General features: G+C 35.6%; 10 protein-coding genes and 1 pseudogene. All 11 read left to right on the top strand.

The genetic code is table 11. The annotated features are described in order from the left end of the window. The first annotated feature begins 7 nt into the window (after positions 1-7). The 11 genes and pseudogenes from ACPF9A_RS16830 (at position 8) to ACPF9A_RS16780 (ending at position 13,754) form a co-directional block, all read left to right on the top strand. The gene (locus ACPF9A_RS16830; RefSeq protein ID WP_423998659.1) at positions 8-2,212 is read left to right on the top strand and encodes a RelA/SpoT family protein; all 2,205 of its coding nucleotides are present in this window, start codon (positions 8-10) and stop codon (positions 2,210-2,212) included. A 50-nt stretch (positions 2,213-2,262) separates the two neighbouring features. Then, a complete protein-coding gene (locus tag ACPF9A_RS16825; protein WP_423998657.1) occupies positions 2,263-2,739 on the top strand; it encodes a Fur family transcriptional regulator in 477 nt (158 codons plus the stop codon). A 19-nt stretch (positions 2,740-2,758) separates the two neighbouring features. Continuing rightward, on the top strand, positions 2,759-4,030 hold the full coding sequence (locus ACPF9A_RS16820) for an adenylosuccinate synthase (protein ID WP_423998655.1): 1,272 nt from the start codon (positions 2,759-2,761) through the stop codon (positions 4,028-4,030). A 151-nt stretch (positions 4,031-4,181) separates the two neighbouring features. Beyond that, positions 4,182-4,979, top strand: a pseudogene (locus ACPF9A_RS16815) (3-keto-disaccharide hydrolase). Positions 4,980-4,990: 11 nt separating this feature from the next. Then, the gene (locus tag ACPF9A_RS16810) at positions 4,991-6,427 is read left to right on the top strand and encodes a Gfo/Idh/MocA family protein (RefSeq protein ID WP_423998653.1); all 1,437 of its coding nucleotides are present in this window, start codon (positions 4,991-4,993) and stop codon (positions 6,425-6,427) included. Positions 6,428-6,668: 241 nt separating this feature from the next. After that, positions 6,669-8,372 carry an OstA-like protein gene (locus tag ACPF9A_RS16805; RefSeq protein WP_423998651.1) on the top strand — a complete coding sequence of 568 codons (1,704 nt, stop codon included), beginning with the start codon at positions 6,669-6,671 and terminating at the stop codon, positions 8,370-8,372. Between the two features lie 9 nt (positions 8,373-8,381). Next, positions 8,382-9,557, top strand: a complete 1,176-nt coding sequence (locus ACPF9A_RS16800) for an aspartate aminotransferase family protein (RefSeq protein ID WP_423998649.1) — start codon at positions 8,382-8,384, stop codon at positions 9,555-9,557. A gap of 104 nt (positions 9,558-9,661) precedes the next feature. Beyond that, positions 9,662-11,065, top strand: coding sequence for a tetratricopeptide repeat protein (locus tag ACPF9A_RS16795; protein ID WP_423998647.1), 1,404 nt, complete (start codon positions 9,662-9,664; stop codon positions 11,063-11,065). Between the two features lie 17 nt (positions 11,066-11,082). Continuing rightward, positions 11,083-11,997 carry a DUF368 domain-containing protein gene (locus ACPF9A_RS16790; protein ID WP_423998645.1) on the top strand — a complete coding sequence of 305 codons (915 nt, stop codon included), beginning with the start codon at positions 11,083-11,085 and terminating at the stop codon, positions 11,995-11,997. A 13-nt stretch (positions 11,998-12,010) separates the two neighbouring features. Next, positions 12,011-13,030: a DUF368 domain-containing protein gene (locus tag ACPF9A_RS16785; protein WP_423998643.1), complete on the top strand. Its 1,020-nt coding sequence runs from the start codon at positions 12,011-12,013 to the stop codon at positions 13,028-13,030. Further along, on the top strand, positions 13,002-13,754 hold the full coding sequence (locus ACPF9A_RS16780; RefSeq protein ID WP_423998641.1) for a shikimate dehydrogenase family protein: 753 nt from the start codon (positions 13,002-13,004) through the stop codon (positions 13,752-13,754). Before ACPF9A_RS16785 ends, ACPF9A_RS16780 begins: the two co-directional genes overlap by 29 nt. The last annotated feature ends 30 nt before the right edge of the window (positions 13,755-13,784 follow it).

Here is a 13,784-nt window from a genome sequence, read left to right as displayed (position 1 = left end):
ATCTAGTATGACACAGGTAGAAATAGAAGAGGAAAATAAGCTTATAGCTCACGAGTATAAAGAATTACTACGTATTAGTTATCAAACCTTAACAGATGAGGATAAAAAACTAATACGAAGTGCTTTTGAGATAGCTGTTGATGCGCACAAAACTCAACGAAGAAAATCTGGCGAAGCCTATATTTTTCACCCTATAGCTGTAGCAAAAATTGTGGCATCAGAAATTGGTCTAGATGCTGTATCTATTGCCTCTGCCCTACTACATGATGTTGTAGAAGATACCGAATATACCTTAGATGATATTGACCGCATGTTTGGTGAAACCGTGGCACGTATTGTTGACGGACTCACAAAAATATCGCATTTAAAGAAAGACATGAACATCTCTCAACAGGCAGAGAATTTCAGAAAAATGCTCTTGACTTTAAATGATGATGTAAGGGTAATCATTATTAAAATTGCAGATAGATATCACAATATGCTCACTATGGATTCTATGCCAGAGCATAAGCAAGTGAAAATTGCTTCTGAAACCTTATACATATATGCCCCTTTAGCACATAGAATAGGGCTTTACAATATTAAAACGGAATTAGAAGACTTAAGCTTAAAGTATACTGAACCTGAGGTCTATAAGTCTATTAAAGATAAAATAGAAGATAGCAAGGAAGATCAGCAAGCATATATCGATGCCTTTTCGGACACTATTGACAATTCCCTTAAAAAAGAAGGACTCAATTATATTATAAAAGGGAGGATGAAGTCTATCTTCTCTATGCGTAAAAAGATGATTGCCCAGAATGTCACTTTTGAGGAAATCTATGATAAGTTTGCAATTCGAATTATCTATAAGTCCGATGTACAGAACGAGAAGTTTCTTGCTTGGAAAATTTATTCTATCGTAACTGATCACTTTACCCCTAACCCTGTTCGATTAAGAGATTGGATCTCATCACCTAAATCTACGGGTTACGAAGCCTTACACATCACCGTAATGGGACCTAAAGGAAAATGGGTAGAAGTACAGATCAGAAGTGAACGCATGCACGAAATAGCGGAGAAAGGTTATGCAGCACACTTTAAATACAAGCATGGCAATCAAAAAGAACAGGGTATTGAAATTTGGTTGAACAAGCTTCAAGAAGCATTAGAAAACGCCAATACCAATGCAGTAGATTTTGTTGAAGAATTCAAGCTCAACCTGTATTCTAAAGAGATATTTGTATTTACCCCTAAAGGAGAATTAAAATCTTTACCAAAAGGCGCTACTCCCTTAGATTTTGCATTTAGCATACATACCGAAGTAGGTATGCGCACAAGAGGCGCTAAAGTCAATGGTAAATTAGTACCATTGAATACTACCCTATCTAGTGGAGACCAACTTGAAATTATCACTTCTGACCAAGCAAAACCAAATCAAAACTGGTTAGACTATGCTACAACCGCACGGGCTAGAGCAAAAATTAAATCTGTTTTAAGGGAAGAGAAAAAATCTGTTGCCGAAGACGGAAAAGAAATTTTACGTCGTAAGTTAAAATCACAAAAAATAACGCTGAACGAAGATTCCATAAATAAAATGGTCACCTTCTTTAAGCTTAAAACAAGTTTAGATTTATTTTATAGAGTTGGTATTGGATCGATAGACAATGCCATGCTTAAAGATTTTGCTTCATCTTACAGTAATGCGTTCATTAGTTTCTTCAAGAACCGAATGCGCAAAACGCCGATACCAGAAGATATCAATAGAGATGAGATTACCTCTAAGTATGATATGTTGGTTTTTGGCAAAGAAGAAGAAAAGTTAGAATATAAACTCTCTTTATGCTGTAACCCAATACCCGGCGATGATGTATTTGGTTTTGTTAGTGTATCTGAAGGTATAAAGGTTCACAAAAAGAACTGTCCTAATGCTATCTCTTTACAATCTAATTATGCCTACCGCATTATTAGCGCTAAATGGATAGATTCTTCTCAGCAAGAATACCAGGCAGATATTGTATTAACGGGTATTGACAACATGGGGTTAGTGAGCGATATTACAGAAGTAATTTCTGATATTATGCACGTAAATATGCGTAATTTAAATTTCAGTACAGATGGTGGCACCTTTAAAGGTAAAATTACCGTGGTGGTCAAAAACAAGGCAGTATTAAAAAAGCTGACCGATAATTTAATGAACATCAACGGTATTGATAAAGTTACTCGTATTTAGAAAAAGGAAATTAAAATTTAACTGTACCTTTGTGTATTAATGTAGTAAATATGTCTTCTGATAAAAATCAAGAAATTGTAAAAAACGTCTTCACAACCTTTTTGGAGGACAAAGGGCATAGAAAAACACCTGAACGCTACGCCATACTCCAAGAAATCTACGAAAGTGAAGAGCATTTTGATATAGAATCACTCTATATTAAAATGAAAAATAAAAATTATCGCGTTAGCAGGGCTACTTTATACAATACCATAGAACTTTTATTAGATTGTAAATTGGTACGCAAGCACCAGTTTGGTAAAAATCAGGCACAATACGAAAAGTCATATTTCGACCGTCAGCATGATCATGTTATTCTAACCGATACCGGCGAGGTAATGGAATTTTGTGATCCTAGAATTCAAACTATAAAGAAAACAATCGAAGAAGTTTTTGATATTACCATAAACACACATTCCCTTTATTTTTACGGGACTAAAAATACTCCTGCAAAAGATGCAGGCAAAAGAGAAATTAAAGAGAACTAACCAAGTATATAATATTTAGATGGCAGTAGATTTATTGTTAGGCCTACAATGGGGTGACGAAGGAAAGGGAAAAATTGTTGATGTATTAACTCAAGATTACGACATTATTGCGCGTTTTCAAGGTGGTCCAAATGCTGGTCATACTTTAGAATTCGACGGAATAAAGCACGTGCTACACACAATCCCTTCAGGAATTTTTCATAAAAATGCAGTGAATGTAGTTGGTAACGGTGTTGTTATCGATCCTGTTATTTTCCAGAAAGAATTAGATGCATTGAAGAAATTTAATTTAGATGTAAAGTCTAAATTATTCATTTCAAGAAAAGCACATTTAATTTTACCAACGCACCGTTTGTTAGATGCAGCTTCTGAGGCATCTAAAGGAAAAGCAAAAATTGGTTCTACGTTAAAAGGAATTGGTCCGACTTACATGGACAAAACTGGTAGAAACGGTATGCGAATCGGTGACTTAGAATTAAGCGATTGGAAAGAAAAATACCGTAACCTAGCGAACAAGCACGAAGCAATGATCAGCTTTTACGATGTAGATATTCAGTATGATCTTGCCGAGTTAGAAACAGACTTCTTTAAAGCTGTAGAAGATTTAAAACAATTGACTTTCATTGATAGCGAAGAATATTTATACCAAGCACAAAAAGCAGGTAAAAAAATATTGGCAGAAGGTGCTCAGGGATCATTATTGGATATTGATTTTGGAACATACCCATTTGTAACTTCATCGAATACAACTGCTGCAGGTGCTTGTACAGGTCTTGGTGTTGCACCAAACCAAATTGGTGCCGTAAAAGGTATTTTTAAGGCATATACTACAAGAGTTGGTAGCGGACCCTTCCCAACCGAACTTTTCGATGAAGATGGTGAAACTATGGGTCGCGTAGGTAATGAATTTGGTGCTACTACCGGTAGACCAAGACGTTGTGGTTGGTTAGATTTAGTGGCTCTAAAATACGCTGTTCGTGTAAACGGAGTTACTGAATTAATGATGATGAAAGGCGATGTACTTAGCGGATTCAAAAAATTAAAAGTTTGTACCGCATATAATTACAAGGGCAAGCAAATAGAACATTTTCCATATAATATCGAGGCAGAAAATGTTACCCCCGTTTATTTAGAAATGGATGGTTGGAAAGAAGATCTAGCAAAAATGACTTCTGCCAATCAATTACCAAAAGCACTTAATGATTATATAGCATTTCTTGAAAAAGTATTAGAAGTGCCAATTAAGATTGTTTCTGTAGGTCCAGATAGAACTCAGACGATTTTAAGATAGACATTTAGCGACTAGAATAGGTTGTTCAACTTACAGGAATGGCGATATAGGGAAATACCTTTATCGCCATTCTTTTTTTTTGTAATTTCAGTACTATGTAAAATTTAAATTTTTACAATTCAACAACAGTTAAAAACTACATCTCTCAAGAATGAAAAAAACCACCTATGCTACACTATTCATTCTACTGTTTTTTGCTATTGCATGCAAAACAGAAACTAAAGAAAAAGTACAAGAAACTGCCACCACCGAACGGCAAACAAAAGGAGAATGGATTACTTTATTCGATGGTAAAACCACCAAAGGTTGGCGAGCCTATAACGGCAAAGAGCTGCCCCCTGGGTGGATTGCCAAAGATGGAGAATTACAATTCGATACTGAATTAGGAAAAGAGCAAGACTACACCGGTGGCACTGATATTATTTATGGCGCAGAAGAGTTCGACAATTTCGAACTATATGTAGAATGGAAATTACCAAAGGGTGGCAATAGCGGTATTTTCTACCACTTAAAAGAAGGCTATGATAGTCCGCCAGAAGTTTCACCAGAGTATCAATTGATCGATGATGAAAATTACGCTAGCATTCATGATTTAACCGATTATAACTTAAGTTTAGGCTACACTGACAAACCAGAAGAATTAAAACCCCTTCAACAAACAGCTTCTGATTATGCTATGCATGCGGCTGACCCTGAAGGCAAAATATTGAATCCTGTTGGAGAATGGAATACTACTAAAATCATTTTCACACCTGAGCAAGTGGAGCATTGGCTGAACGGCAAAAAAGTTGTGTCATTTGTACCTTAGAATGAAGCTTGGTACGCCAAAAAAAATTCGGACAAATGGAAAAATAGTGAAGATTACGGTAAATTTAAAACTGGCTTTATTGGCTTCCAAGATCATTCTAGCCCCATCTGGTTCAGAAATATAAAAATCAAAAAACTATAACCACCTCACCGATGAACAAAAGAGACTTTATAAAAAACGCAGCGGCATTGTCCACATTTGTATTATTACCATCAGGACTTTGGTCTTGTAAAAAGGAAGAAAAAGTATTAACCAGACTTCGTACTGCGCATATTGGTGTTGGCAATATGGGAGCTGAAGATTTAAAGGCAATTTCTTCTCATAGCAAAGTTGATGTAACCGTATTGTGCGACGTAGATGCAAATAACTTGGCAGAAGCTAAAAAGCTACATCCAAATGCAAAAACATATACCGATTACAGAGTGATGTTAAAAGAAATGGGCGATGAAATTGATGCTGTTGTTGTTTCTACGCCTGATCACACACACGCCCCTGCTTCAATGATGGCAATGGAAATGAACAAACCAGTGTATTGCCAAAAACCATTAACGCATTATGTATCTGAGGCTAGAGCCATGAACAAACTAGCAGCAGAAAAAGGCTTAGTTACCCAAATGGGAATTCAGGTACACTCCTTTTACGATTACAAACTGGCAACCCTATTAATACAATCTGGTATTATTGGCAAAGTACATACCGTACGTGCATGGTCGCCGAAAGATTGGGGCTATGATGGTGCCGAACCAACAGGCTCAGACCCAGTACCAGAATCTTTAGATTGGAATTTATGGCTAGGCACTTCAGCAGAAAGACCATACAAAGAAGGTTTTTATCACCCAGGTAATTGGAGAAAATTAGTTGATTATGGCTGTGGTACGTTAGGTGATATGGGCGTTCATATTTTCGATACTCCGTATAACGCCTTAGACCTTCAAGTTCCAATGACCATTAAAAATGAATGTAGAGAACCAAACGGATTCGGTTTTCCGCAAAACAATATTGTTACTTATGAATTCCCGCAAACGGCTTACACAACTGAAACATTAAAATGGGTTTGGTATGATGGACCTGGAGCACCTAAAGACCATGTAGATTTAATTCTACCAGGGGCTGAGAACATGGCAGATTCAAAAGAAACTTCTGAAGATTCTATGGCAGATAAATTGTCGCTAGAAACTAAAACTGCTGGAGAAGGTACATTACCAGACCAGGGCGCTATGTTCATTGGTGAAAAAGGTAGACTATTACTGCCACACTTTATGCAACTACCAAAGAAGATAGTAGATGGTGAATATGTAGACATTTCAGCAGAAATAGAAGCTGTAGAAAAAGCAAATAATATGGGCAAACCAATTCGCGATTATGATTTGGAAGGACCTAAACATTACCACCAATTTGTAGATGCTTGTTTGGGCACTGGTGAAACTACCGCACCATTTTCATATGCATCTAGACTTACTGAAACTATTTTACTAGGTGTTATCGCTGGCAGATTCCCTAATCAAGTTTTACATTGGGACAGTGAAAATGCTAAATTTGCAGAAGAAGAGGCAAATGCTTTCTTAGCAGGCGATTATAGAAACTTTTAATTCATATTTAAAAATAAAAAAACCACTTTCGAGTGGTTTTTTTATATGTATAATTTACTATGCCGATTAAAAAGCAGTGAATTCGAAGAGCATTTAATAATTAGCAAAATCATATGGTTTTAATACAAATACTGGTTGGGAAGTAAAATAAACAAAAGCACTTTTCGTATTAAAATCCCAAAAGTATCTTAAGCATGACAAGGCTCCTTTAAAATGTCCTATTTTTGAAAAAATTTTTAGGTTGAAAAAGATATATTCAGTTGTTCTTTTATTCTTTGCATGTACTCTTTTTGGTTATGCCCAGCAAGATGTTGCCCAAGAAGAATCAAAACAAATTAATATTGTCTATGGTGCCAACTTCACAAAAAATGAAGCTGAATACCCAGGTGCATCTATATTTAGTAAAGATGACCGACAAGTACAATTTGAACATCAAGGTGCCGACTTATGGTGCGACGTTGCTATATACTACCAATTAGAGAACCGATTAGAAGCCATAGGAAATGTTGTTCTGAAGCAAGGTGACTCCGTCGAAATGACGAGTAAAAAAATCAACTATTTAGGTGATATAAAATTGGCAAAAGCATGGGGCAATGTTGTTCTTACAAATTCAGACATGACGCTCAGAACAGACACCCTTCGTTTAGATCGCGAAAAGCAGGAAGCTTTTTATCAAGATAATGGCACTGTAATAGATTCTGCCAATACCTTGACCAGTAAAATTGGCAAGTATTTTATGGAGCTAAAAAAGTATCAATTTTTAGATAGTGTACATGTTAAGAATCCGGAATATACTTTAGACTCTGAACAGTTAGATTACTACACCACTTCTAAGAATGCATACATGTACGGTCCGTCCACCATTAATGGCGAGACTTACAAAATATATTGTGAAAGAGGGTTTTATAATACTAAAATTGAAAGCGGCTACGGTATTAAAAACACGCGAATAGATTATAATAACAGAATTATTGAAGGTGATAGTGTGTACTTTAACAAAGCAAAAGAATTTGCATCTGCTACTAATAATATCACTGTAACAGACACTATTAATAACGGAATAATTAGAGCGCATTACGCAGAAGTTTACAAGGCAAAAGATTCTGTTTTTGCTACCCGAAGAGCGGTTTCTATCTCAGTACAAGAAAGAGATTCACTTTACGTACATGGCGATACCTTGATGGTAACCGGTAAACCAGAGAATAGAATTCTACGCGCTTTTAGAAATGCAAAATTCTACAAAACCGATTTAAGCGGCAAATGCGATAGCATACACTCTGCCCAAACCACAGGTATTACGCAATTAATTAAAAATCCGATTATTTGGAACGGTGCCAACCAAATGACAGGCGATAGCATTCACCTAAAATCGAACTTAGAAACCGAAAAACTAGATTCGCTTAAAGTATTACAAAATGCATTTATTATTTCGTTAGATAGTGTCAGCATGACGGGCTACAACCAAGCAAAAGGGATTAACCTTTACGGTCAGTTTATAGAAAACGAATTAAAGATTATCGACCTAGTTCAGAATACAGAAGTAGTATACTATATGTATAATGATGATGACGAACTTATTGGCATCGATAAAACGGTATGCAGTAAAATACGCATCACCATGGCAGAAAATGATATCGAAGATCTTACATTTTACACAGATCCCGACGGCGATATTTTTCCTGAAAAAGATTTGCCTGAGAATAGTAGAATATTAAAAGGCTTTATTTGGCGCGGCGATGAGCGTATTCTTACCAAAGAAGATATTTTTGACGAAGACGATAACAACTTAAAACTTGTTGTTATTAACGGCATTGACAACCCTATTGATATTGATGCCGAAGAGCAACAACGAAGCAAAAATGCTACCGACCCTATTAACAATATTCCAGGGCAGGATAAAGCAACAGATCCGAAAAAATCTGGGAATCCGAAAAAAATAAAATAAGTCTTTGACATGAATAAAGACTTTCTACAATATCAAGCTCAAACCTCTCCTTACCCATTAGGGATGGAAGTATCTCATGCCAGTGGCAGTTATATTTATGATACCAATGGCAATGCACATCTAGATTTTGTTGCAGGTGTCTCAGCATGTACACTTGGTCATTGCCACCCAGAAGTGGTTGACGCAATAAAAAATCAGGTAGAAAAGTATATGCATGTTATGGTATATGGCGAATATTCGCAATCACCTGCAACAACGTATACTAAATTACTGGCAGATAATTTACCAGAACCTTTAGAGGTAACCTATTTGGTAAATTCAGGAACCGAAGCTATAGAAGGCGCATTAAAATTGGCTCGCAGATATACTGGTCGTTCTCAAATAATAGCTGCAAAATCTGCCTATCATGGTAATACCATGGGTAGTCTAAGTTTAATGGATTTCGAAGAGCGTAAAAGTGTATTTAGACCTTTGCTGCCTGATATTTATCATATTGATTTCAACAACGATAAAGATTTAGAGAAAATTACCAACAAAACTGCATGTGTAATATTAGAGACCATACAAGGTGGTGCTGGTTTTATACTCCCAAAAAACGATTATCTAAAGAAAGTTAAAGCACGCTGCGAAGAAATGGGTGCATTACTTATACTAGATGAAATACAGCCAGGTTTCGGCAGAACAGGAAAGTTATTCGCCTTTGAACATTTTGATTGTGTTCCCGATATTTTAGTTATTGGCAAAGGCATGGCATCTGGTTTGCCTGTTGGTGCATTCACAGCAAGCAAAGAGATTATGCATACGTTGAGTGAGAATCCGAAAATGGGTCATATTACTACATTTGGCGGTAATCCTGTAATTGCAGCATCAAGTTTGGCAACTCTGAACGTACTATTGAATTCCAATTTAATAGCCGAAACGTTAAGAAAAGAAACACTTTTTAAATCGTTATTAAAACATCCGAAGATAAAAGAAATTAGAGGTAGAGGTTTAATGCTTGCTTTACTAATGGATACACCAGAAACAGCTAATGAACTGGTATTACGAGCAAAAGAGAAAAACCTAATTCTATTCTGGCTACTGTTCGAAAATAGAGCCGTACGTATTTCTCCGCCGTTAACCATTTCAGATAAAGAAATTAAAGAAGGCTGCGCAATAATTTTAGCACTTCTTAACTCCATGTAAATCAACGTTGTTAACTAATTTGTTAATAATATCGATTGCTAAGATGGCTGAAACCCCATACAATCACTTACTTTTAAAATATCTTGTAAAACCAAAAAGTTCCTATGGCGTTAGAATCTAACGAGAGACCGGACAAGCCAATTACAAAATTCGAATCAATGTTGAAGACAGACGATGTCTATTTCTTTGATGCTGAAGATTTTGAGGATATTGTGCACCACTACCTAAATCATGGGAAGATTTCTTTGGCTAAAAAAGGAATTAAAATAGGCCTACAGCAACACCCAGCTTCAATAGAATTGAAATTACTTCAGGTTGAAGTCATGGTTTTCGAAAATCAGATGGAAAAAGCTGAAGCACTTTTAGATGAACTACAACGATTAGATAAACACAACGATGAAATTTATATTCAACGTGCAAATATCTTTTCGAAACGAGATGATCACGAAGGTGCCATTGATTTGCTGCAAAAAGCATTAAGCTTCACGGATAATAGTTTTGATATTTATAGCCTCTTGGGCATGGAGTATCTGTTTATGGACAACTTCAAAAATGCCAAAGAGAGCTTTATGAAATGTGTAGAGTTCGACGAAGAAGATTATTCTTCACTTTACAATGTGGTGTATTGTTTTGAGTTTCTTGAAGATTATGATGGTGCCATTATTTATTTAAACGGTTATTTAGAAAACAACCCATATTGCGAAGTTGCGTGGCATCAGTTAGGTAAACAATATTATTATAAACATATGTTTACCGAAGCCTTAACAGCTTTTGATTTTGCCATTATTTCTGATGATACTTTTATAGGTGCTTACTTTGAAAAAGGTAAAGTACTAGAAAAATTAGGAAGGCATAAAGAGGCTATTGAAAATTACGAGACGACCATTTCTATTGAGGACCCAACCTCTCATGCATTTTTGAGAATAGGAAAATGTTACGAAAAGTTGAAAGATACCGAGATGGCAAAATACTATTTCTACCAAACCGTTCATGAAGATCCGTTATTAGATAAAGGCTGGCTCGCGATAACAAATTTATATTACAGTATTAAAGATTTTGAAAAGGCGATTTTTTACATCAATAAAGCGCTGAATATAGATGGTGAAAATCCGCAATACTGGAAAAAATGTGCCAATATTCATATGGCGCTAAAAAACTATGACCAAGCAGATTTCGCTTTTAAACAAGCGGTAGATTTAGGCAACTTTGAATTGGAAACTTGGTTGAACTGGGCAGAAGTAGTGCATATTAATGGAGAAGAAGCAGCGGCAGTGGAAATTTTAACTCAAGGAAGAGAATTTTATCCTGATAATTTGAAGCTATTATATAATTCTGTAGGTTATTTATTATTGGCCGAAGATCCAATTAACGCACGTATTATGTTAATGGATGCATTGAAAATTGACAAGAAGCTAAAAAAACTACATTTGTTCACTGAAAATTTTCCAGAATATGGCAAGTCTGAATGGACACAAGAAATTGTAAGAAAATACAATAAAACCTCATAGAAAAGGTTCTACATTTCATGGACAATAGAAAACTTAAAGATTATACATTCATATCTCTAAAAGGTATGGCAATGGGTATTGCAGAATTAGTACCAGGCGTATCTGGTGGCACAATAGCTTTTGTTACAGGTATATACGAAGAATTCATTACTTCAATCAATAACGTCAACCTTACTACTCTAAAAGTTTTAAAAGAAGAAGGTTTTAAAAAGTTCTGGGAGAAGTTAAATGGCAATTTTCTATTAGCCTTGGTCTTGGGTATGATGATTAGCATTTTCTCGCTATCAAAAGTCATTGCTTGGTTATTAGAAGAACACCCAATTATAACATGGTCTTTCTTTTTCGGTTTGGTATTGGCAAGTGTCATTTTTGTGGCCAAATCGATAAAAAAATGGAATCTGCTAGCGATTATATTATTTGTAATAGGTACTGCAAGTGCTTTCTATATTACTACCCTACCCCCTTCTGCTAGTTCTGGTAGTCTACCATTTATATTTTTATCAGGTGCCATAGCAATCTGCGCCATGGTATTACCAGGTATTTCCGGTTCTTTTATATTGGTATTGTTAGGCTCGTACAAAACTGTATTAGAAGCTGTTAATGAAAGAGATTTTGGTATTGTTATCACTTTTGCATTTGGTGCTGCCTTCGGAATTTTAAGTTTTGCACGAGTTTTAAAGTGGATGTTCACCAATTATAAAGATGCGACACTTGCCGTGTTAACAGGGTTTATTTTAGGATCGTTGAACAAAATATGGCCATGGAAGAATATTATTGAGATTATTCAGATTGGTAAAAAAGAAATTATAATCGACGAAAACATCTCACCTTTCGCTTTTCAAGGTGATAATCAATTAACCTTTGCTATTGTAGCCGCTGTAATAGGTTTTTCTCTTATTTTTATATTAGAAAAATCAGCTTCTAAGAAGTAAAGCGAAAACCTACATGAACGAACCCCGATCCTTTACCGATAAATTTTTCTTGGTCGTAAAGGGACTTTGCATGGGTGCTGCCAATAAAGTACCTGGTGTATCTGGTGGTATTGTTGCCTTTGTAGGTGGTTTTTACGAAGAATTCATTTATTCCCTTCAAAAAATAAATGCAAAAGCCTTTAAGCTTCTTATTAATGGTAGACTTAAAAGTTTCTATCAGTATATAAATGGAACTTTTTTAACACTACTGATTTTCGGTATGCTTGTTAGCTATTTCAGCATTTCGAAAATATTAGATTATTTTTTAGTAACACATGAACTGTATGTGTGGTCTGCTTTTTTTGGTATGATCCTCGGCTCTATTTACTACATAGGCAAAGATTTCGATTACTGGAAAAAGAAAACCTTTACCGCTGCTATTATTGGCTTAAGTGTCGGTGTAGCCATTAGTTTTCTTAGTCCGGCGAAAGAAAACGACAACCTACTATTCATCTTTTTATGTGGTATGATCAGTGTGTCGGGTATGACATTGCCTGGACTTTCGGGTTCCTTCATATTAATTCTATTAGGTAATTACGTGTTACTATTAGTAGATTCTGTAAATGCCTTATATGATACTTTCTCCGAAATATTAATGGGTGATTTTAGTTTTACCACTAATACAGAAAGATTACATACCCTTAAAATTTTAGCCGTTTTCACTTTAGGTTCTGCAACGGGTTTAGTTACTTTATCTCATGTATTGACATTCGTACTAAAACATTATAAGCACGTTACAACAGCTATTATATTGGGATTCATTACTGGTTCGCTAGGGGTTGTTTGGCCTTGGAAAAAAACTATTTTCAAAACGGGAATAGATGGGGAGACCATTTTAGACTCTAACGGAAAAGGTATAATAATGAACTACGAACGGTTTTTACCAGATATGACCACCGTAGAAAACTGGACGGCTATTTTCTTAATTATATTTGGCATTAGTATTTTACTACTTTTAGATTGGTATGGAAAAAACAGAAAGACAGAAAGTTAACTACGGCTTAATAGGAAAAGATATTTCTTATTCATTTTCAAGAGGATATTTTAAAAAGAAGTTCGAAGATATGGGATTGGATAATTGCTCGTATCAAAACTTCGATTTACAATCTATTTCAGAATTTCCGACCATTTTTAAAAAAGCTGAAAATGTACAAGGGCTGAATATTACCATTCCGTATAAAGAAGAAATAATGGCTTTTTTAGACGATATCGATATTGCAGCCAAAAAGATAGGTGCGGTAAATACCATAAAATTTAGCAAGAATGGTATAATTGGCTTCAATACTGATGCCTACGGATTTCAAAAATCACTTGAACCCCATTTAAAGAAACATCATAAAAAAGCACTGATTTTAGGTACCGGCGGGGCATCAAAAGCTGTGGCATTTATACTTGAAGAACTAGGTGTGACATTTTCGTTTGTTTCTAGAAGTGGTAAAAATGATGGGTATACCTATAATGAACTGACCGATGATATCATAGCTGAATATACCCTGATTATTAATTGTTCTCCGGTAGGTACTTTCCCTAAAATAGAAGAGAAACCTGCTATTCCGTATTCGAAAATTAGTGAAGCACATCTACTTTTTGACCTCATTTATAATCCAGAAGAAACCGCGTTTTTATCTGCAGGTAAAGCTAATGGTGCATCGATTTGTAACGGACATCGAATGCTAGAGTTTCAAGCCGAAAAATCTTGGGAAATCTGGAACCAGTAACCTTCTGTTCTTAAACTTCTCTTTTGGCAA

The organism is Maribacter sp. IgM3_T14_3 (assembly GCF_049603095.1).
Taxonomy (GTDB): domain Bacteria; phylum Bacteroidota; class Bacteroidia; order Flavobacteriales; family Flavobacteriaceae; genus Maribacter.
The sequence above is the reverse complement of the archived record's forward strand: the minus strand, read 5'-3'. Positions and strand labels throughout refer to the sequence as shown.